This is a genomic window from Arcicella lustrica, assembly GCF_034930985.1.
Lineage (GTDB): Bacteria > Bacteroidota > Bacteroidia > Cytophagales > Spirosomataceae > Arcicella > Arcicella lustrica.
In genome coordinates this window covers 168,996-190,879 of sequence record NZ_JAYGIM010000013.1, presented here as the reverse complement: position 1 = coordinate 190,879, position 21,884 = coordinate 168,996, and the positions used below count along the sequence as shown (strand labels likewise).

Sequence of the window (21,884 nt, the reverse complement as noted above, 5' to 3'; positions counted from 1 at the left end):
TTTTCAATCAGAATCGTTTCATAACAAATAAGTAAAATAGAATTTTAAACAATCACAAAACTACTAAAATAAATTCAACCTAAACCATGAATCTCTTAGAGTTATGAGCCTTGCCAGACACTCTAATCATGTAATGTAAACCAATGGAAAATACAGTTAAGAACTCCGCCGACTATGGCTATTGTAAAGATGGTAAGGTCTATTTAAAAGGATATTCAGAATATCCAGAACGTCAGATTGGTGTTGTTAGAAACACAGAAGAGGAGGCCCTACAATATTTTGTGAATCGTTTTACGATTGCCGAAAATAAAGTATCCTTACTTTTTGAACAAGTAGAAGAAGCTCAGAACAAAGGCTCTTATCTTACCAAACTACTTCAACTTCGCAAAAATCTCGTAGAATTTGATGGCTTAGGGAATTTTATGCCCTTGCTTGAACGCTTGGATGGCTTAGAATTGGAACTAAGAGAGCTTATTTTGCACAACCAAATCAAAAATCTTGAAATTAAAAGAGCTTTGATTGAAGAGTTGAGAGAAGCAAGCAAGAATGAAGATTGGGCAGTAACTACTGAAACCATTATGGAAATTAAAACCAAATGGTTGAAAACAGGACCTGTTGATAAATCTTTGCAAGATGGCGTTGAAGAAGAATTCAACGGTATTGTAGATGATTTCTTCGTAAGACGTCGTGAATATTATGCTGAGAAAAACCGCATCATCGACGAAAAACTTGCTACGCTTCAACGTATTGTTGACGAAGCTCGTAATTTACGTTATGAAAAAGATGTAGATGCTGGTTTCCTTAAAATCAAGGATTTGCAACGTGAATGGAAAACCATTAGTCAGGTGCCGCCTAAAAAGCAAAGCCAACTTTGGAAACAATTCAAACGTTCAAGCGATTTCTTCTTTGAGCGCTACAACCGTGAAAAAGGAATTGTATCAACACCAAGAGTTGATCCTAGAGTACAGCAAATGAAGGATATGACTACCGAATTAGAAGGTTTGTTCAAACAACAAGATTTGATTCCACAAACTTCTGAAAAGGCAAAAGGATATTTAGTGAAATGGAAAGAGTTATCGGCTCTTGCCAAAAATGTTGATAGAAGTATTGCTGAACGTTTCAGAAATATCTGTGATAAGATTTTCGAAATGAATTACTTGCTAAGAGTAATTAGCTATCGTCACCCAGCTTTACATGAAAAACCAAGAATTGAACAATTGAAAATCATGATTAATCAAATGGATTACATGACTAAAAAAGAGAAAAATGAATTGGATTCATTCATCTCTGATGCCAATTACAATGGTCAAATGGGAGACAAATTGGTGATGAATAAAATCAACACGCAAAAGCGTAAAATCTCAATGAAAGAAACATTATTGATTGAATTCAAGAAAGAACTTGAAATTTTGTTAGATCAATAGTTTTTTTAGACTGAAAGATAAATGAAGCAAGAAATAAGACTTGTTTCTGAATTGTATAAAATGAAAAAGCCTTCTGATACAAATCGGAAGGCTTTTTTCGTAGTACGAGTTTCCAACTCGTAAGCAATTATTTTTCTATTTTACGAGTTGGAAAACGTGTTACTGTTGTTTTTCAATTGATTTATAAACAACATCCATTACTTTTCGTCTGATTTTCAGCGCATTAATTTTATTATTACTTGCCGAAGGATGTACTCTGTTTGAAAGAAAAATAAAAACCAATTCCTTTTCTGGATCTACCCAAACCAAAGTGCCCGTATAACCTGAATGCCCATAAGAACTTGGCGAAACAGAGGCTGAAATATAATTACTTTCGCCATCCGCTGGAAGTTTATCCCAACCCAAAGCCCTGTCACTTTTTGAAGAAACACTGTTGGTAAATGCGTTGATAGTTTCTTCACTAAAGAATTTTAGCTGATGAATACTTCCTTTTTCAAGATTCATCTCAAATAATTTTACTAAATCTGAGGCTGAACTAAACAATCCTGCATGCCCTGACACGCCTCCCAACATGGCGGCGGTTTGGTCTTGAACGGTTCCTTGTAATTCTTTTCCTCGAAAAAGTCTATCATTTTCGGTGGGTGCAATTTTGGCTTTTTCTATTTTTTTCAAAGGATTAAATCCTGTTGTTTTCATGCCCAAAGGTTCATATAAGTATGAATTTGTGAAAACATCCAAACTTTGTCCAAGCATTCTTTCTACAAGATGTTGCATTATCATCAAGCCTAAGTCGCTATAAACATAGCTAAAGCTTCCGTCTTTATCTCGTTTATTGATTAATGGAGATTTGATGACCCATTTCCAAACAGAATCTCGGATGGCTGTTTTGGCAAACATGCCTTCGGCTACTTCTAATGGATATTCCAAAGACTGCGTATCGCTATAATATTCTTTTTTCCAACCTAAAGGAATCCGTGTTTTTTCCCAAAAAGGAATATAAGCAACCAATCCTGCTTGGTGCCAAAGAACATCACGAATTGTCATGTTTTCTTTGTTTGTTCCTCTGAGTTCTGGAAGATAAGTAACGATTTTTTCATCTAAAGCAATCTTCTTTTGGTCATAAAGGTACATTACAGCTTGGAGTGTTGCCGATACTTTGGTAACAGAAGCTAAATCATAAACCGTCTGATTCGTTACTGGCGGGCTTGTTAATTCATACGCAAGCTGTCCATAGTTTTTATTCAGAATGATTTTTCCTTTTCTGGCAACTAATACTTGGCAACCCGGAAATACTTTCTGACTGATGGATGAAGTAATAATTGGGTCGATGCCTTTGAGTACTTCTGGATTCATTCCAACACTTTCAGGCGTGGCTTTTTCTAATTGTCCTTGTCTTTTAAGCGTAATTCCATCGCCAGCTTTGTACAGATTTTCTACCGAAACAGGCAATTTACCAACAGCAGGAATTTGTCCGAAAAGTACTTTTGCCATGGCTGAATAAGCGGCATCATCGTCTTCATAACCACAAACTAGATTAGATACTTCAGGAAAGTATTTTAAACTATAAGGATTCCCAAATACGCAGACTACAACGTTGGCAGTTTTTTTCTCAAGTCTTTTGATAAAATCTTGTACGCCAAAAGTCAAATCTAATCTGCTAGCAGATTTTTTATTGATGTTATGAACACTTAGAATAACGGTTTGAGTTGAATCAACATTTTTTAATACTTCATTAAAAAAGCTTTCATCGTTTTTATTCACATTCGAAAACTGTGGCATCGGCGTAAAAGAAGCCAATGCTTGCTGAAAACGATTGTTTGAAGCAATATCCAAACTGACCGAAACCAATTTATTGTTTTCAGTTGAAAGCGGTAAAAACTTTCTTGTATCTTTCACGACGGTAATCGCATTCTCAAATAATTCTTGCTTGATTTGCTGTGCCTCAGGCGTATGTAATTCTTGATATAAATTATTGGTTTCAATGTATTTGAAGCGATTCAAACCAACCCAATATTTAGCATGAAGTATTTTTTTGACACGGTTATCAATTTCGGTTTGTAGAATTACACCCGATTGAATGGCATCTTTAATTTTATTAATGCCTTCTGGAATATTTTCGGAGTACAATAAAATGTCATTTCCAGCAATAAATGCCTGTAAATCAATTTCTCCAGACGAAACTCCTTTGCCACTACGCACGCCCTTCATATTCAAGGCATCAGTAATGACCAAGCCTTTGAAACCCATTTCTTTTTTCAATAAATTGGTAATGATACTTTGTGAAAGCGTAGCAGGACGCCAGTCATAAAAAGGAATTTGTAAGTGACCAACGATAACACTTTTGATAGAATCTTCAATGAGTTGTTTAAAAGGCACTAGCTCAATATCGTGCATACGTTCGAAACCATACGATACTTGTGGTAAAGTAAAATGTGAATCGCTATGCGTATCGCCATGACCTGGAAAATGTTTGGCACAAGCCAAAAGTTGATTGTTCTGCATGCCTTTCATATAGGCACTACTTTTGGCGGCAACATTTTCGGCAATTTCACCAAAAGAGCGGAAGCCAATCACAGGATTTTGAGGATTAGAATTAATATCAACAACAGGAGCAAAGTTTAGGTGAATCCCCAACCGTTTGCATTGACGGGCAATTTCTGTACCCATGTCGTAGATTAATGAATTATCCTGAATCGCCCCCAAAGTAATTTGTTTAGGGAAAGCCATGGTGGCATTTACACGCATTGCCAAACCCCATTCTCCATCAATACCTACCAACAAAGGAATTTTTGTAGTTGATTGAAAACGGTTATTCAGGTTGGCATAAGAAGTGGGTTCGCCTTGAAAAAATATCAAGCCACCGATATAATTATGTTGAATTAGATTTTCGAGTTTTTTAAAGTGTGCTTCTCCATGCGTTGGATTGACCGCTACCATGAAAAATTGACCAATTTTTTGGTCATTATCCATTGAAGTGAAAATACTATCAACCCATTGGTTTTCTAATAACTGACTATGATTGATGAATTTAGGAGCTTGAAGTACACGAGTTTTTTTGACAATTTTCTTGTCATTCAACACCTTCTTTTCCGTTTTTGAAAAAGGCAAAAACGTATTATTTAAAGCTCCTATAGGTGAACTTTTGATGGCAAACCAAAGGAGTATAAGTGTGAGCAAAAACAATGAAAATTGCTTATACATTTGATGAATTAATGGTTGATATACAAGTAAAAAAGATACAAACTTACAATAAATTTAACGCTTATTAAACAGGAAGAGGAAATTTGGATTATATAAAAATCGCTTACCTAAATAGTAAAAGAAGTTTGAGGAAGATGGGAAATTATAAATTGAAAATGTTTTATCATTTAAGATAATAACGAAGAATCGCTGTGTTTATTCGGAAAGATTATCTATTTAAGTTTGAGGGATAATAAAGAAGTTAAACCTTAATTATTTGATAAAAAGAATCAATAGGTATTTTAAGGAGAATTGTAAAAATTGAGGGTTCAAAAAATATCAAATTAGGCCTTAATGGATAATTATTATCAACCTGAAAAACAAACAAAATGTCAATTTTTACTTGTCTTGTACTGAGTCTCTCAATAGCTACGGATTCAACGATAAAAAAACAAAACTTCTTATTGGATGAAGTAACGGTAATTACTCAAAGAAATGAGCAAAAAGTATTTAATACGATGGGTTCTGTAGCGGTACTAAATGCTAAAAACCTAAAGAATTATCAATATAGAAGTACTCCAGAAACTTTATTTGGTGCCAATGGTGTGTTTGTACAAAAAACAAATCATGGTGGAGGTTCTCCTTTTCTAAGAGGATTGACTGGAAACCAAACGCTTATTTTGATTGACGGTATTCGTTTAAATAACAGTACTTTTCGCTATGGGCCAAACCAATACTTAAATACAATTGACCCTTTTTTGATTCAAAATATCGAAATTTATAAGGGCGGAGGTTCTGTACAGTACGGTTCTGATGCACTGGGCGGTACTTTACAAATCAATACTGCTAATCCTGTTTTTGCAGTTGATAAACCAAAAGTAAATGGGAATGCTATCGTCAGATACGGTACTTCGTCACTTGAAAAGACAGCGAGAACAGAACTTTCTTTCGCTACGCAGAAAATGGCATTGAAAGCGGGTTTGAGTCTCAGAAAATTCGGAGATTTAATCGGTGGCGATACTACTGGAGTACAAACACCATCGGGTTATGATGAATTAGCATTTGATGTAAAAGCTAAATTCCAGCTTTCAAAAAATGTGTTTTTAACAGCCACTCATCAAAACTTAAATCAAAGTCATGTGCCTGTTTATCACAAAGTAAAGCTTGAAAACTTTAAGATTAATGAAATGTCTCCACAGAAAAGAGCTCTTTCATACCTACAATTTGATATTAAAAGTGAAAGCCCTTTACTGAAAAATTTGGCTTTCAATGTTTCTTATCAAGGTACTGAGGAAGGGCGAAATTCTCAGAAAAATGGTTCGAATGTGTATCGTGTAGAAAATGATCAAGTAAAAACATTTGGTTCTTTTATCAATGTGCGTTCTGAAATTTCACCTAATTGGGATGCCAGTTCTGGAATAGAGTTTTATACAGATAAAGTAAACAGTACGAAACAAGATACAGATTTTCAAAACAATAAAATTACTTATAGCAGAGGTTTGTATCCTGATGCTTCAAGCTTTAATAGTTATGCGGCTTATTCTTTGCACCATATCAATTTGAATAAATGGGATGTAAATTTTGGTGCTCGCTTCAATGCTTATTCTATCAATGTGAATGACCAAACTTTAGGAAAAGTAAATGTTTCGCCACAGGCTTTGGTCGGAAATTTGGCTTTGGGTTACCATCAGGAAAACCATTCTATGACTTACTTATCGTTTAATACGGGTTTCAGAGCGCCCAATATTGATGATATGGGTACTTTAGGGATTGTAGATTTTCGTTATGAATTACCAACTGCCAACTTAAAACCTGAAAATTCTTATAATTTTGAATGGGGTTATAAATTCAGAACTCCTACTTTTTCTTCAAGTGTTGCTTTGTATCATAATCAGTTAAGAAATTTGATCGCACGAGTAAAAGTAGAAGGACAAAAGATTAATGATTATCAGGTTTACCGAAAAGAGAATGTTGAAAAAGCCTATATACAAGGTTTTGAATGGGCGACAGAATGGATGGTTTTACCTGAAATTAAAATCTATACAGACTTAGCTTATACTTATGGACAAAACGAAACGAAGAACGAACCTGTAAGAAGAATTCCTCCACTGTCGGGTAGAGCAGGAGTACATTATCAGGCAAGTAATGCTTTTTTTGTAAAAGTAGAAGACATCTTTGCGGGAAAACAAGACCGATTGGCACAAGGCGATAAAGATGACAACAGAATTCCAAAAGGCGGAACAAACGGTTGGAATGTACTCAATATTTATTCGGGTTACGAATATAAAAATGTTACTTTGATAGGCTCGTTTCAAAATATTTTTAATGTAGATTACCGCACACATGGTTCAGGAATTAATGGTGTTGGTAGAAGTTTGATAGCTACTTTAATGTATCGTTTTTAAGAAGAGTTAAACAAGAATTATGAGATATGAAGTATGAGTTATGAATTTAAAATATTTATATATCTTACTTATTTTACAAAAAGCGGTCGAAAAATTAATTTCGACCGCTTTTTTGTGATTTTAAAAATCAGAATGACTCATGTTTAACAAAGTCATTTAATCGTCATCATCTTCGTCTTCCTTTTCTGCTTTTGCAGGGATTTTCACAAAAGCACTTCTTTTTGGAGGAGGCATTTTGCTGTTTTCTCCTCTCATTACTTTCCAAATGTCTTCATTAAAAGCTAAATCTGGAGCAGCATCTTCATGACTAAAATCAAAGTTGGTTTTGCGTTTTCCTGTATTGATAGCAAGATTTCTTTGGTTAATATCAACATTTGCGGGTAAAGCTTTGAAAGGCGTTAAATCAATATTTTTGGTAAAACATCTAAACATTGGGGTTGCTCCTGCATCGTATTGGCTCATTGGCGGTAAACCTAAAATCAATTCCATCGTTCTCAACATCCCCGAAGTAGAGTACATGGTATGATCTACAAATTTTCTTTTGGTATAAGGACTCACCACATACGCCGTAGAACGATGAGCATCAACGTGGTCTGAACCATTTTGTGCATCATCTTCCAAAATAAACACCACCGATTCTTTCCAGATTTTAGATTTTGAAAGATGTTCTATGAAATTTCCAACTGCCAAATCGTTATCGGCAATGGCTGCTTCTACACTAAATGCGCCTTTTCTTGAACCAGAAGTATGGTCATTTCCCATTCTTAAACTACTGAAACGAGGAACAGCATTGATGGTTAACAAAGAATCGAAATCTGCTTCCCATTGTTTTTCACGGTCAGAATCTTTGAAATTCATGTCCCAACCTTTATAGTTTCTACAAACATTTCCTTTTACACCTGCATAATTTCCTTCTGGGCCATCGGCAAATTCTCCATAAGTTCTGAAAGGAATATTTGCTCTTTTGCAGAAATCCCAAATGAAACCATTTTTAGGATAAGCAATTTCTCGCTGACCTTCAAAATCATAAGAACCGCCTCTTCCTCCATAACTTGTTACCCAGTTTTTCTCTACATAGTCATTGGCATAGGCTGCGGTTGACCAGTTATGTCCGTCGGCAGAAACTTCTGCATCCACATAAAAATTATCCAACAACACATAATCTCTTACAATTTTATGTTGATTCGGCGTTAATTTTTCAGGAAAAATACAAAGCGATGGGTCTCCATTTCCTTCTTTTATATCTCCCAGCACTTGGTCATAAGTACGGTTTTCTTTGATGATATAAAAAACATATTTGATAGGCGATTTTCCTCCAACTTTCATCGGAATTGGATTGTCGCTTTCGCCCATTGCTAATTTTTCTACTGCTTTGCTGTAAGGAGTATTTTGAAAAACTACTTGCGAATAACTCGCCAAAGTTTGCTCATTAGGAACATCAATGATTGACATCGTTCCTTTCAACAAACCCGCAATATATTCTACTACTTCTTTGTTGGCTTCTGGGTTTGCACCTACTTCTTGTGGTTTCTTTTTGGCTAATGGATTGGGCCCTTTTGGATTTGGTTTTGAACTAAAGCCTTTACCGTTAGTTACATAAATTTTATCTCCGATGGTTTTTACTGCGGTTGGATACCAGCCTGTTGGAATAAAACCTTTCGATAAACTTTTTCCTTTCTGACTAACATCAAAAACGGCTAAACAGTTATTGTCAGCATTGGCAATGTAAAGTGTATTTTCGTCTGGCGAAAGTGCTACTGCATTGGGTGTTGAGCCAATCGGAGCATTTGGATATAAAGAAGCGGAAATATGTTCAATCAATCTTTTGGTGGAAGTTTCAATCACCGAAACAGTATTATCATTTCCATTAGGTACGAATAAATACTTTCCATCTTTTGTAAAAACCATATCGTTTGGATGACTATTCGTAGCAATTTCAGCCGTGATTTTCGCCTGAGCTGGATTATAAACGATTACTTTTGCTCCTCCCCAAAGCGTAATGTACAATTCATTACTGTTGGGTGCTAACATACAAGTATATGGTTCGGCACTTAGTTTTTCTTCTTTGATAACTTTTCTGGTAGCCAAATCACAGATAAACAAAGACTTTGAATCTTTAGCGACTACATACAAACGATTAGCGTCCACACAAATCCCAGCGGGTGAAATTTTAGCTTTTGGAAAAGCTTCTCCTAAAGTAATTTCTCCGTCTTGAATCAGTTTTTGGTTTTCTATTTTATAAATCACCACTACGTTATCGTTGCCACCAGAGGCATACAAGTATTTTTCATCTTGACTAAATGCTAAACCTACCCAAGATTTTTTGATGATGACATCATCCAATACTTTTTCGGTAGCGGCATCAATCAAAGTAATGCTCTGAGTACTTTGTCCATTGTTGGTAACAGCCAATAGTTTTTGCGAAGGCGAAACCACTAAGTTTAAAGGCAAATCATTTAATTGAATACTTTTGCCTACGGGTGTTAATGACCAACCATTAGGAAGTGTAACTCTTTTTGCGACCAGACTTTCAAGAATGGGGTCTTTGCGATTTTGATTGGAGCTTTGTTTTGGATTACAAGCCAAACAGCATAAAATTATGCCGATGAAAAAGCTTACATGTTTCATTTGTTGAAATGGTTTGTTCAGAAAGTATGTGGAAATATGAGACTTTAATAACTATATTTTAGGAATTTGAATCGTGATAAGTAATTTTTAAATGACAAAAAACGGTTACATAAGTAACCGTTTTTTGAAAGGATAGTAAGTGATGTTTACAATTTAACTGACATTTTTTATCGTAATTTCTTGATAATTAGAGTCTTGAAATGCTAATCGACAATCACTATTTACTAATCACTATGAATAAAGAGATTTCTTAAAATGAATATCTTAAACCTAATTGGATTCTCCAAGGAGTACCGCCAGCGGTTGATAATTTTCTTCCTGCTCCAGTTTCTACATTGTAAGCATAATTTTTAGTAGCTTGGTCGAAGCCCGTCATCGAGACTAAGTTAACATTTCCGTGGTTATAACTTACGCCTAAATCTTTATTTAATAAATTCATAAAGTTGAAGCAATCAGCCGAAAGAGAAATGTTGTGTTTGTTCAAGAATCTAACATCCTTCGTCAAACGTAAATCGACAGTATAATAAAATGGATTTACACCACCATTTCTTTCAGCTACTTTACCGATATTTTCACGAATATAAGTTTTTACACTTGGAGTAACGTCTGGATTATCCAACAAACCTTGAATACCTTTTCTGATGGCTTCTGGAACATTAGCACCATTTGGGTCAAAAACATAAGCCAAGTCGTTTGTTAATACAAAGTCGCCATTAATACTCTTGTTTCCACCTACTAAGAATGAGTAACGAGTACCGCCAACACCATTAAAAATTGCACCTAACTGAAAACCTTTTACCGTTGGAGTAGCCGCTGAAACGACTAATTTATCAGAGAATTGGTCATCTGAATAAGAAACTGTTTGGTCACGTGGGTCATCAACAACTGGTCTGAAAGTAGAAGTATTGGCTACACAGCAGTTGAACGAGCTATTATCTTTGGTATCGTTTTTAGTATAGCTAATGGTAAAATATCCATCTTTACCAATTTTCATACTTGCATCAATTACTACCGCAATTTGGTCTAATTTTCCAGAAGATTCTAATTCTAATACTCTTCCTAATTCATCTGATTTTCTACCTTTTGTCCAGTCGGTAGAACCATTCGCTGGAATAGTATTGGCAGGAACATACACACCACGATTCGCTTCGTTGCTCAATGTAAAGTAAGGTTGGTCAACAATGTTTCTATCGTAATAAACGTAGTTATTAACTGTTTTAGACCATAACAAGTTGATACCTGCACGGAATCTTGCATTAAAGAAACGGTTGTAAGAGAAGTTGATTTTATAAATTGAAGGAACTTGGAAATCTTTACTTACAGCATTAATAGTAGAAATATAACTTGAACCCGCTGGAATACCCGGAGTAGAAGCAGGATTATTACGATAAGCCGCAAAATCTGGACTTGGTACTCCTGTACCCGAAACGTCGATTGAACCTACAATGGTACCAGCATTTTGGATGTTGTTCAATTGTAAATACGAAACTGGCTGCGCTGAGAAAATACCTCCACCAAATTTAATAATATCTTTCTGGCGACCATCCACATCCCAAGTCAATTGTAATCTTGGTTGAATATTGTTATAATCAGCTAAAGTATTATTGGTTTTAATGCCTAATTTGCTTTCTGTAAGTGGGTTCGGGTCTCCTTGTTTAAAGAAAATCGTAACATCATAACGTAAACCCGCCATTGCTGTTACGTTTTTGAAAGGTTCAAATTCTACTTGTGCAAAAAGCGCTAAATCTAACAAAGATTGTTTCACTGCTGGATTTACTAAAGGTACTTCACGAGCGTATCTGCTTGGCTTTTTGTCAATAAAATCTTGTAAACTTGAAAAGAAGAAACGTCCATTCATTTCGTTTACGATTTTAGAATCCAAGAAAGTCAACATATTATCTGTTCCGAATTTGAAATTCAAATTACCTCTTCTCAAATAAGTTGTGTTGGCTAATTGAATGGTTTTGTCTTTAGCGTATTCTGTACCAAATCTTTGTCCACCAAATTGTACTGTTCTAGTTTGAGTAGCATTCGGATTACTTTCTGTAGGAATTACCGACCTTACTGTGATAATGGCTCTAGGAATGTTTTCCGTTGGTAAATCTGAACTAACGATGTAATTACGAGAAACTGTTTGAAATTGGAATTTCAATTCGTTGGTTAAATCTGGCGCTAAATCAGAACGTAGAGAAAATAACGAACTGTTTTCTGTAGATTTAAAGCCAATCCAGCTTTCTAATAAATTGATATTAGAGTTATCACTTGTTGACATTGGGCTGTTCCAAGTAGTCAAGTTATTACGGAAAGTCAATTTATTTTTTTCATTAATCTGCCAATCTAAACGAGCAAAAATAGCATTAGCCACCGTTTCTCTTGAAAAATCTCCATATTGTTGTGTGTTTTTCATGCCATACTTTTCTCTAGCCACAGCAATTAACTGATCTAAATTGGCTTTAGTAATCCCGAAGTTTTGCTCTTGTAAAGCATTGTAAACTGGCGCAATTTGGAAAGGAATTGTTTCGTTCTGGCGGTCGAAAGCAACGAAGTAATGAAGTTTATCTTTGATTAAAGCACCACCTAATGAGAAACCATACTGTTTTTGGTCGATATTAGTTGTTCTTGGTGTTCCGTTGGCATTGTACTCGCTATTTAATGGAAATAATTTGTTGCCAAATATCGAAGCCTGACTAGCACGCTGATAGAAAAAGGCTGAACCTTCCGTTGTATTTGTACCATTTTTAGTTACTGCATTAACAGAACCCCCACCTTGGCGACCTTGCGTAACATCATAATTGTTGGTTGAAACCTGAAATTCACGAATGGCTTCTTGCGAAATGGTATAAGGTCCATTTCCAACAGTACCGTTGGTGTACATGCTACGGGCATTTACACCATCCATTGTAACATTGGTAGATGAAGAACGCTGACCGCTAAAACTACCATTTTTACCCTGTAATGGCGATAGAGCTGTTAAAGCTGAAAAGTTTCTACCTTCCATTGGCAACTGTTTCATTTGTAAAGAAGTAACAGCAATAGCCGCACCAGCACGTTCAGTTTCTTTGTTCACAAAAGAATTTGCGCTAACAGTCACTTCTGATAATTGCGTACTTCCCTGAACAAGTTTGGTATCAATTTTCAATTTATCTCCTTGGTTCAAGGCATAATTTGAAAACTTTTGTGTTTGATAACCCACGAAAGAAAAGGTGATAGAATAGGGCTTTCCGAGGGGTAATTGTTGTAGATGATATTCGCCTTGCGTATTAGTAACTGTTCCTGTTTGGAAACCTGTAGATTCATTTTTAACACGGATAGAAACACCAGGCACAACTTCGCCTTTTTCGTCTAATACTTTTCCAGAAATGGTAGCATCAGTACCTTGTCCGAAAGATATATTACCCAAAAGAGTAATACAAAATAGTAAAAAGAGCTTTTTAAAGAGACTCTTTTTTGTGAAGTAAAGAGTAAGGATTTGCATGTTGAAGATGGATTAAGTGAATTGTTGAACACAAAATTATCTTCACTATTTTGCTCGAAACGGTTTTAAATATTACCAAATTATAACCAGTCTAAAAGTTAAAATAGGCATAATGTTAACTTTACACAAGTAGGGGAGAATAGCAGTTTTGATAATTGTTTATTATTATTTGATTAGTAATTTCTTTTAGTAGAAAGTTTGTTGAAGAACAGATTTTGATACTTCTTTTAATAAGTATGTTGTAGTTTGGGTTTTATATTAGCTTTTGCGGTTTTCTTCGGTTTTTGAAGGGAAAAAGATACTAAAAGTATCTCAATACATACTTCAAGTATATCAAGAGATACTTTTTACCGCAAAATACCGCAAAAAAGTATCTAGATATATTCTTTTAGTATGTCGAGAGATACTAAATACCGCAAAATACCGCAAAAAAGTATGTCGGGAGATACTTTGAGAATGATTCGAGATGCCTTTTGAAGGAAATTAGGATAAACAGATGTGTAAACAAAAAACGGTAACCGCAAGGGTTACCGCTCAATATGATGCTTAATATCTAATCTTGTTTCTAATATCTTGCCTCTTTTATCTAATTAAGCTTCCATCAAATAAGCCTTAATAAACTCATTGATTTCACCATTTAGCACGGCATCAGTATTAGAAGTTTGATAATTCGTTCGGTGGTCTTTCACTCGTCTATCATCCAACACATAACTTCTGATTTGTGAACCCCATTCAATTTTCTTTTTACCTGCTTCTACTTCTGCTCTGGCAGCATTGCGTTTGTCAATTTCTATCTGATACAATTTCGATTTCAAAAGTCGTAAAGCTACCTCTTTGTTCATCAATTGTGAGCGTTCTTGTTGACAAGCAATGATAATTCCCGAAGGTCGGTGGGTTAAACGAACAGCCGTTTCTACCTTGTTTACGTTTTGTCCACCTGCTCCGCCCGAACGGAAAGTATCCCAATCAATATCTGCTGGATTTACCTCAATTTCGATAGAATCATCCGCCAAAGGATACACATAAACCGAAGCAAATGAAGTATGACGACGAGCGTTTGAATCAAAAGGAGAAATCCTTACTAAACGATGTACGCCATTTTCAGATTTCAGGTTTCCGTAAGCATATTCACCGTCGATTTCCAAAGTAACAGATTTAATACCCGCTACATCGCCATCGTTATGGTCGGCTTCTTTTACTTTGAAACCATTTTTTTCAGCCCACATAATGTACATACGCATCAGCATACTTGCCCAGTCTTGCGATTCTGTTCCGCCAGCACCTGCGTTGATTTCAAGTACTGCCGACATACTATCGCCTTCGTCAGACATCATTTTGCGGAATTCTAATTCAGCTAATTTCTCCTCTAATTTTGCTCCTTCGGCATCTACTTCAGCTTCGGTAGCTTCGCCCATTTCGTAAAACTCCCAAATGGTGTCAAGGTCGTCAACAAAAGTATTGAGTTGGTCGAAACCGATTGTCCAAAACTTCAAAGCTCTAATCTTTTGCATCGTCGATTCTGCTTTTTTAGAATCCGACCAAAACTCAGGGTCGAGCGTAATTACTTCTAATTCCTCAATCTGGAATTTCTTATTATCGTAGTCAAAGATACCCCCTCAAAGCCTCTACTTTGGCTTTCAGGTCATTGAACCTGTCTTTTGTCATGCGTTAAAGTATTTTAATTTCGTAAATGTCAGTTCTGAAGAGTAATTAAATCGAAGATGATTCATACAAAAACCATTTAGAAACTTCCATTGACAAAGATAGCTAGAAAAAACAAAGCCTTCTAAATTTTTGAATTAGAAGGCTTTGTCATGAAATGTTTCTTGCTTTTATAAATAAGGATTTTTAGGAAACTCGTAATACAAATATCCTTCATTTTTCAATTTTGTGATGGTCTCCTGAGTCGGCAAGGTTTTGAAAATAACCGCACTCAGCACTTGGTAAGGCAAAATACCGAGTTTACAAAGTAAATTATCTCTACGAAGTTTCGACTGGATTTTACGAAAAGCCGCCGAAGTATTATTGGCAATTTCTGTATCAAGACCAGCTTTCCAATAAGAATTATTAATTCCTTTAAAGGCGATTGCTGGTAAATTCATGCCCATTGCTATTTTTTCCATTTCCCTGTCCGAAAGTTTAAAGACATAATTGCCAACTTCTTCAAAAGAGTAACGATTTTTCCAATACTTCTGTAAAATGGTGGGGTCGAAACGGTCGAGGATATTTTTAACCGCAAGCATCAAAGGCATTTTGGTCAATGGGTCTTGTGGTTCAGCCAAAATGATGGCTTTTTTGGCTACTCTAATCATTTCATAAACACCCAAATAAGCCCTTGGAAAATGGTGATAAGCTTCTTTACAAAAAACATAATCGAAAGAATTGTCGTCAAAAGAGAGTTTTTCAACGTTTTCTACCGAAAAATCATCAATCAATTTTTGTGCTTTTACTAAAGGCAAAAATGCTCCGCCGATATCTGTAGCCATTACTTTACATCCATTTCTAGCAAAATAATTTGCATCAAAACCGTAGCCATCGCCCACGGTTAGCCAATGGTCATTTGAATTAATTAAAGGATTGGCAAGGTCAAATAAACGTTGATGAAGCCAGTAATCTATCGTATTATCTTCAATACTTTTTTGCCATTTACGAATGGTATTCAAGCGTTTTTCTTGATCGGGATACTGTTTGGCAAACCAAGATTCATGAGAGAGGTAACTGGTTTCTTCAAAAGAGCTTTTTGAAATATTTTCCATTGTTTCAATAGGGAATCAAAAAATAGTGTTTATCGTTAGACTAATGTAAGGAAAAATCTTGTTGGAGAGCATTTTTTTTAAGACAAAACTTAGAGAGATAAAGTAGATGTACTGATACTTCGGCTAAAAACTTCTTGCTAAGCTCCTTTCAATTCCCCGCTTATCCTTATCTTTGTAGCATAAAATTTGAAATTACCCTTAAAAAATAAAAATTAAATGGCACAAGTTTATGATTTAATCGTGATTGGCTCAGGTCCTGGTGGATATGTAGCGGCAATCCGTGCTTCGCAATTGGGTTTGAAATGTGCGGTAGTGGAGCGTGAGTCTTTAGGTGGTATCTGTCTGAACTGGGGTTGTATTCCTACTAAGGCATTACTAAAATCTGCACAAGTATTTGAATACATCAAACACGCTGCCGATTACGGAATCACGGTTTCTGAATCTCATGCCGATTTTGGAGCAGTCATTAAGCGTTCTCGTGGTGTTGCCGATTCTATGTCAAAAGGTGTTCAATTCTTAATGAAAAAGAACAAAATTGACGTAATCATGGGTAACGGAAAAGCCTTGAAAAACAAAAAAGTTGAAGTAACGGCTGCTGACGGAAAAGTAACAGTTTATGATGCAAAAAACATCATGATTGCTACTGGAGCAAGAGCAAGAGCTTTACCAAATATTCCAATTGATGGCGTAAAAGTAATTGACTACCGCAAAGCGATGTCATTAGAAACACAACCTAAATCATTGGTTGTAATTGGTTCTGGTGCAATCGGCGTTGAATTTGCTTATGTATATGCCGCAATGGGAACGAAAGTAACGATTGTAGAATTTTTACCAAACGTTGTTCCTGTTGAAGACGAAGACGTTTCAAAAGAATTAGCGAAACAATATAAAAAATTAGGAATTGATATTCATACAAACTCTTCAGTTGAATCTGTAGATACTACTGGCGAAGGTTGTAAAGTATCAGTAAAAACACCAAATGGAAATATCACGATTGATTCAGACATCGTATTATCAGCAGCAGGTGTTATTTCAAACCTTGAAAATATTGGTTTAGAAGAAGTTGGTATTATTACAGATAAAGGTAAAATCTTAGTAAACCAATGGTATGAAACCAACATTCCAGGCTATTTTGCAATTGGTGATGTTACGCCTGGACCAGCTTTAGCACACGTTGCTTCGGCAGAAGGTATCATTTGTGTTGAGAAAATTTCAGGACATAAAGTTGAACCTTTAGATTATTCAAACATTCCGGGCTGTACCTACTGTACTCCAGAAATAGCTTCAGTAGGTTTAACTGAAAAGAAAGCGAAAGAAGCAGGTTATGAAATCAAAGTTGGGAAATTCCCATTTGTAGCATCTGGTAAAGCTACTGCGGCTGGTGCTAGAGACGGTTTCGTAAAAGTAATTTTTGATGCTAAATATGGCGAATTCTTAGGAGCGCACATGATTGGCTACAACGTAACTGAAATGATTGCAGAAGTAGTAGTAGCTCGTAAATTAGAAACGACTGCTCACGAAATCATGACAGCTATTCACCCACACCCAACCATTTCAGAAGCTATCAAAGGAGCAACTGAAGCAGCTTATGGTTGTGCAGTGGATTTATAAGAAAAATAAGTATAAATCAGATAGTCGAATCCCTTTTCTTTTGGAGAAGGGATTTTTTTGTAACACGAGTTTCCAGCTCGTTATTATTCACGCACGAGTTGGAAACTCGTGTTACAGGTTTCAAATGCTAACATCTTACATTAAAATTTTAAAATCATGAAAAAGCAAATTTTCTATCTAATTTTCTTATTCTTCACAATGTGGAATACGATAACTAATGTGCAAGCACAATGTGATATTGCTCAGTTAACAATTGCAGATTCAACAACGACAAAATCATTGAGAGGGTATATCCAAAAGGTATATTCCCTTAATCCACAGATTATAGAAAATCTTACCAGTAAAAAGACTGCAATTGTTTTGCTTGAAGAGACCAGACATGGAGTTGCTGGCAAAGGAGATGAAAAGGCTTTTGAGGTAGTAATTTGTGAAAGTGATTTTTTTAAATACAGGAAGATGACCATCAATGGATACTTTGAATTGGACAATGTTTTATATCTGGTAACATCTCCACTTTTCGGTTCTTTCAAAACTGATAACTATAATTATGACAACCCTTGTCTTAGCAAAATTTTGTCAAAACATTCTTTAAGAGAATTTAAAGCTTCAAAATGGGTAAAAAAGCAAAGAAATAATGTTGAAATAGAAGTGTTAGAGCAAGGAGATAAATTAAATATTTATGGATGTATAATAATACCAAACCTAAAAGGTAAGGGTAATGAGGGGGATTATAGTTTACTTTTCACTCTGGATTAATTATAGTTATTTTTTCTCAAGCATCAAAAAAGGTCATTGATTACAATATCAACGACCTTTTTTGATGAATATTGATGAGTAGTTTTTGTGATTTATAAAGTATTAAAACAAAGAAATACATTTATCTTGCTTTGAAAATGAAATTTAGGTATGTTTTTATGCAAAAGTGTAATTTTAAAGAAGATTTTTAAGCGAAACCATAAGTACTGAAAATGCGTTAATTAACCTTAGTGTGGATGATAAATTAGAAGAAAGTGATTCAGAATAAAAATGTAATTTTCCAGAATCTGGGATTAATAGATTACCAAACTGCATGGGATTATCAAGAGAAACTCCATGCAGAAATTGTTGCCATAAAACTAAACAATAAACATTTAGAGGTTGATAAACAGGAATTAACGCCCAATTACTTACTTTTCTGTGAACACCCACATGTTTATACTTTAGGCAAAAGTGGTAAGCCTGAACATCTTTTGTTAGATGAAAATACTTTGGAACAATATGAAGCCAAGTATTATAAAATCAATCGTGGGGGCGATATTACTTATCACGGGAAAGGACAATTGGTCGGTTATCCGATTTTTGATTTAGAGAATTTCTTTACAGATATTCATAAATACATGCGTTTTTTGGAAGAAGCCGTGATTCGTACTTGTTCGGATTTTGGTATTGATGCTGGAAGAATCCAAGGTTTAACTGGCGTTTGGGTTGACCATCTCGAACAGAAAAATCCAAGGAAAATTTGTGCCATGGGCGTAAAAGCTAGTCGCTGGGTAACAATGCACGGTTTTGCATTGAATGTAAATACAGATTTGAATTATTTCAAACACATTGTTCCTTGTGGAATTGAAGACAAAGCCGTTACATCTATTGAACAAGAATTAGGAAAACCCCAAGATTTCCAAGCCGTTTCTGATAGAATGGCGAAACATTTAAAAGATATTTTTGAGATAGAAGCAATGAATAGTTAGCTTTCGGATTTCGGATGTCAGCTTTCGGTTTTTAAATATATTAAAAGCTGGCATCCGATGTCCGAAAGCTGACAGCTTATAAATTAACCAATGAAAAAAGATATAGAATTTCCCAATGTTGAAGGCGTAAAGATTGCCATTGCCCGTAAGATTAACGAATTGAATGAAGTAGAATGGGACGTGTATTTAATCAATCGTTTGTCTGTTCCTTTAGAAACCGTTTTTGTGAATTCTCGTGGTTATGGAATTAATCCAGATGGAAAAGAAACAAAAACTTCTCAACTCAGACATTTTTATAAAGAAGTACCTGCAAGAGAAATTATCAAAGTAGAAATCATCACTCCAGATGTTTTTCATTTGAATAATGAATATTGGGTGAGTTATTATATTGGAAATCAGATTTTTGATAAAAAATTTATCTTTGTGCCTGAATCAATTCGTGAAGAAAATTTGATGCTTATTAATCAATTGAATTTAGAAGGTGTTTTGCATGAGTAGTTTTTTGGGATTTGTTGACTTGAAGACTTTAGGACTTTAAGATTGAAGATACAAGAAGCAAGAGACAAGATATTTTTGATTTTAAGACTTAAAAATTAAAGATACAAGATGCAAGATGCAAGATGCAAGATTTTTGACTTAAAGATTTTAGGACTTCAAGACTTTAGGATTGAAGAGACAAGAATCTGTAAATCAATTCATCATTTATAATTCATAACTCATAATTATTAACATCTACATTGCTCAAAGCTGATAGCTCATTGCTGACAGCTTTAAGCTTATAACTCAAAGCTTATATGGACTTTCAGAAGTTTGCTAAAAACCTATTATTTATCGATATAGAAACGGTTTCTGCCGAAAGTAATTTTAATTTACTTTCTGACAGAATGAGAACTTTGTGGCAACATAAAGCCAGTTTTCTGATGAATCCAAGCCAATTAAATGAAGAGGAATTTTACTTTGACCGTGCAGGAATTTATGCAGAGTTTGGTAAAATTGTGTCGATTGGTTTGGGTTTTTTTCATTGGAATGATGAGCAGGAAATTTGTCTGAAAGTAAAATCTATCAGCGGAGACGATGAAACGCAAATTTTGAACGAATTCAAAAATTTGATTGAAAAAAAATACAAACCCACATTGGCTTTTTGTGCGCATAACGGTAAAGAATTTGATTATCCCTACTTGTGCAGAAGAATGTTAGTAAATGGTGTTGAGATTCCTAAAGCTTTACAAATTTCAGGAAAAAAACCTTGGGAGATTGCCCATTTCGATACTTTAGAAATGTGGAAATTTGGCGATAAAAAACACTACATTTCACTAGAATTACTGGCGTGTTTATTCAATATTCCAAGTAGTAAAAGTGAATTGTCGGGAGATAAAGTGAACTTTACTTATCACAAAGAAAACGATTTGCCCAAAATTGCATCTTATTGTCGAGAAGACATTATCGTTTTAGCTCAAGTGTTTTTGAAGTACCAAAATATGGATTTGGTAAAAGAAGAAAATATCGAAAGAATTTAAGGTTTACCTTTAGTGTCTTCGTACTTTTTGGGAGCATACAAAAAACCAAACGCTTCAGCGCCTTCTCGCTCATGTACTTTGTGGTGAACGTAATGCGCTTTCATAATCCGTTTCATATAAGGATGTTTTGCCACAAATTTGATTTTGATTCTGCGATGAACAATTACATCATGGAAAATAAAGTAGAAAATTCCATATAAAGTAACACCCAGACCAATCCAAAATAAATACCAAAAATCTGGATTAAAATTCCCCAAAGCAATCGTAGCGATTGAAACCGCAGAAAAGACAACTGCAAACAAATCATTTTTTTCTAACACTTCATTATGATGCACATGGTGCGAACGATGCCAACGCCACATAAAACCGTGCATGATGTACTTATGTGTAAACCAAGCCGTGCCTTCCATCAACAAAAAAGTACCGAATAATAGAGTAAGTTTGATAAGCATTTTGATTAAGTTTATGAGATGAATGCAGTATCCAATTCAATTATAGTCTTAACCAAAAGTACTAGAATTTTGTTTGCGATGTGCCTTATTTGAGAGATGATTACGAACAAAAGTAATTAATACTTAACTTTCACTAAATCGTTTCCCGCAGTTTAGGAACTGATTTTACTTAAAATCCATTATCTGTTTAGTGAAAAAGAAAACACAAAAACTATGTTTATTCCTTTTGAAAAAATGCCAGATTATGCCCGTGTTTGGGTGTATCAAACCGATAAAAATTTAAGCGATGCTGAATTTATATATGTGCAAGAAACCCTTGAAGCGCAAGTAAATCAATGGGCTGCACATGGTGTGCCTTTGGTGGGTTCGGTAAAGATATTTCATAATCGCTTTATCGTTGTAGCGGTGGATGAAGTACAGAATCAAGCTTCTGGTTGTTCGATAGATGCTTCTACTCGTTGGTTAAAAGAACTTGGTGCTGAAATGAATATTAATTTCTTCGATCGTTCTATCGCTTTTATTCATGAAGATGCTATTCAAAGCGTAGAGATGTTGAAAATCAAAGCACTTGTAGCAGAAGGAATGATTCATCCTGAAACCTTAATTTTCAATAATCTAGTTGCCAATATTGGCGAATTTAAAAATAATTGGCAAGTAAGTGCAGCTCAAAGCTGGATGAAACGTTACTTCCAAACAACGAGTGTTTAAT

The 21,884-nt window shown here is 35.1% G+C and carries 14 protein-coding genes; 8 read left to right on the top strand and 6 right to left on the bottom strand.

Features of this window, described 5'->3' with window-relative positions:
* Positions 1-143 precede the first annotated feature (143 nt).
* Entirely contained in the window at positions 144-1,424 is a 1,281-nt protein-coding gene (locus VB798_RS17395; RefSeq protein ID WP_323260633.1) for a DUF349 domain-containing protein, read from the top strand.
* 159 nt (positions 1,425-1,583) lie between these two features.
* On the opposite strand, the gene VB798_RS17390 is transcribed toward VB798_RS17395, so the two are convergent.
* On the bottom strand, positions 1,584-4,625 hold the full coding sequence (locus tag VB798_RS17390; protein ID WP_323260631.1) for a glycoside hydrolase family 3 N-terminal domain-containing protein: 3,042 nt from the start codon (positions 4,623-4,625) through the stop codon (positions 1,584-1,586).
* A gap of 368 nt (positions 4,626-4,993) precedes the next feature.
* On the opposite strand from VB798_RS17390, the gene VB798_RS17385 reads away from it, so the two are divergent.
* The gene (locus tag VB798_RS17385) at positions 4,994-7,009 is read left to right on the top strand and encodes a TonB-dependent receptor plug domain-containing protein (protein WP_323260629.1); all 2,016 of its coding nucleotides are present in this window, start codon (positions 4,994-4,996) and stop codon (positions 7,007-7,009) included.
* 156 nt (positions 7,010-7,165) lie between these two features.
* Here the strand turns inward: VB798_RS17385 and VB798_RS17380 are convergent, their stop codons facing one another.
* From VB798_RS17380 to VB798_RS17365, 4 genes are all read right to left on the bottom strand, one after another.
* Entirely contained in the window at positions 7,166-9,637 is a 2,472-nt protein-coding gene (locus VB798_RS17380; protein WP_323260627.1) for a bifunctional YncE family protein/alkaline phosphatase family protein, read from the bottom strand.
* Between the two features lie 250 nt (positions 9,638-9,887).
* Positions 9,888-13,112, bottom strand: coding sequence for a TonB-dependent receptor (locus VB798_RS17375; protein WP_323260625.1), 3,225 nt, complete (start codon positions 13,110-13,112; stop codon positions 9,888-9,890).
* 590 nt (positions 13,113-13,702) lie between these two features.
* Positions 13,703-14,777, bottom strand: a protein-coding gene (gene prfB / locus VB798_RS17370) for a peptide chain release factor 2 (RefSeq protein WP_323260623.1) whose coding sequence is annotated in 2 segments (ribosomal slippage) — positions 13,703-14,716 and positions 14,718-14,777 — 1,074 coding nt in all. Because the reading frame shifts where the segments join, the coding sequence is not laid out codon by codon here.
* A 167-nt stretch (positions 14,778-14,944) separates the two neighbouring features.
* Entirely contained in the window at positions 14,945-15,868 is a 924-nt protein-coding gene (locus VB798_RS17365) for a class I SAM-dependent methyltransferase (protein WP_323260621.1), read from the bottom strand.
* 216 nt (positions 15,869-16,084) lie between these two features.
* Here VB798_RS17365 and lpdA point away from each other — a divergent pair, with 216 nt between their 5' ends.
* From lpdA to VB798_RS17340, 5 genes are all read left to right on the top strand, one after another.
* Positions 16,085-17,479: a dihydrolipoyl dehydrogenase gene (lpdA, locus tag VB798_RS17360; RefSeq protein ID WP_323260619.1), complete on the top strand. Its 1,395-nt coding sequence runs from the start codon at positions 16,085-16,087 to the stop codon at positions 17,477-17,479.
* 156 nt (positions 17,480-17,635) lie between these two features.
* On the top strand, positions 17,636-18,235 hold the full coding sequence (locus VB798_RS17355) for a hypothetical protein (RefSeq protein WP_323260617.1): 600 nt from the start codon (positions 17,636-17,638) through the stop codon (positions 18,233-18,235).
* Between the two features lie 254 nt (positions 18,236-18,489).
* Positions 18,490-19,206 (top strand): lipoyl(octanoyl) transferase LipB, encoded by a 717-nt coding sequence (gene lipB, locus VB798_RS17350; protein ID WP_323260615.1) that lies wholly within the window; start codon positions 18,490-18,492, stop codon positions 19,204-19,206.
* A gap of 90 nt (positions 19,207-19,296) precedes the next feature.
* Positions 19,297-19,704 carry a hypothetical protein gene (locus tag VB798_RS17345; RefSeq protein WP_323260613.1) on the top strand — a complete coding sequence of 136 codons (408 nt, stop codon included), beginning with the start codon at positions 19,297-19,299 and terminating at the stop codon, positions 19,702-19,704.
* A 296-nt stretch (positions 19,705-20,000) separates the two neighbouring features.
* A complete protein-coding gene (locus tag VB798_RS17340; protein ID WP_323260611.1) occupies positions 20,001-20,723 on the top strand; it encodes a 3'-5' exonuclease in 723 nt (240 codons plus the stop codon).
* Here the strand turns inward: VB798_RS17340 and VB798_RS17335 are convergent.
* The gene (locus VB798_RS17335) at positions 20,720-21,175 is read right to left on the bottom strand and encodes a sterol desaturase family protein (RefSeq protein WP_323260609.1); all 456 of its coding nucleotides are present in this window, start codon (positions 21,173-21,175) and stop codon (positions 20,720-20,722) included. The genes VB798_RS17340 and VB798_RS17335 overlap by 4 nt on opposite strands.
* Positions 21,176-21,388: 213 nt before the next feature.
* Here VB798_RS17335 and VB798_RS17330 point away from each other — a divergent pair, with 213 nt between their 5' ends.
* A complete protein-coding gene (locus VB798_RS17330) occupies positions 21,389-21,883 on the top strand; it encodes a hypothetical protein (protein WP_323260607.1) in 495 nt (164 codons plus the stop codon).
* Position 21,884 lies beyond the last annotated feature (1 nt).

Bases quoted from the DNA above. Each gene is read 5' to 3' on its own strand.
- VB798_RS17395 (WP_323260633.1), top strand. From the start codon at position 144: ATGGAAAATACAGTTAAGAACTCCGCCGACTATGGCTATTGTAAAGAT.
- VB798_RS17390 (WP_323260631.1), bottom strand. From the start codon at position 4,625: ATGTATAAGCAATTTTCATTGTTTTTGCTCACACTTATACTCCTTTGG.
- VB798_RS17385 (WP_323260629.1), top strand. From the start codon at position 4,994: ATGTCAATTTTTACTTGTCTTGTACTGAGTCTCTCAATAGCTACGGAT.
- VB798_RS17380 (WP_323260627.1), bottom strand. From the start codon at position 9,637: ATGAAACATGTAAGCTTTTTCATCGGCATAATTTTATGCTGTTTGGCT.
- VB798_RS17375 (WP_323260625.1), bottom strand. From the start codon at position 13,112: ATGCAAATCCTTACTCTTTACTTCACAAAAAAGAGTCTCTTTAAAAAG.
- VB798_RS17365 (WP_323260621.1), bottom strand. From the start codon at position 15,868: ATGGAAAATATTTCAAAAAGCTCTTTTGAAGAAACCAGTTACCTCTCT.
- lpdA (WP_323260619.1), top strand. From the start codon at position 16,085: ATGGCACAAGTTTATGATTTAATCGTGATTGGCTCAGGTCCTGGTGGA.
- VB798_RS17355 (WP_323260617.1), top strand. From the start codon at position 17,636: ATGAAAAAGCAAATTTTCTATCTAATTTTCTTATTCTTCACAATGTGG.
- VB798_RS17345 (WP_323260613.1), top strand. From the start codon at position 19,297: ATGAAAAAAGATATAGAATTTCCCAATGTTGAAGGCGTAAAGATTGCC.
- VB798_RS17340 (WP_323260611.1), top strand. From the start codon at position 20,001: ATGGACTTTCAGAAGTTTGCTAAAAACCTATTATTTATCGATATAGAA.
- VB798_RS17335 (WP_323260609.1), bottom strand. From the start codon at position 21,175: ATGCTTATCAAACTTACTCTATTATTCGGTACTTTTTTGTTGATGGAA.
- VB798_RS17330 (WP_323260607.1), top strand. From the start codon at position 21,389: ATGTTTATTCCTTTTGAAAAAATGCCAGATTATGCCCGTGTTTGGGTG.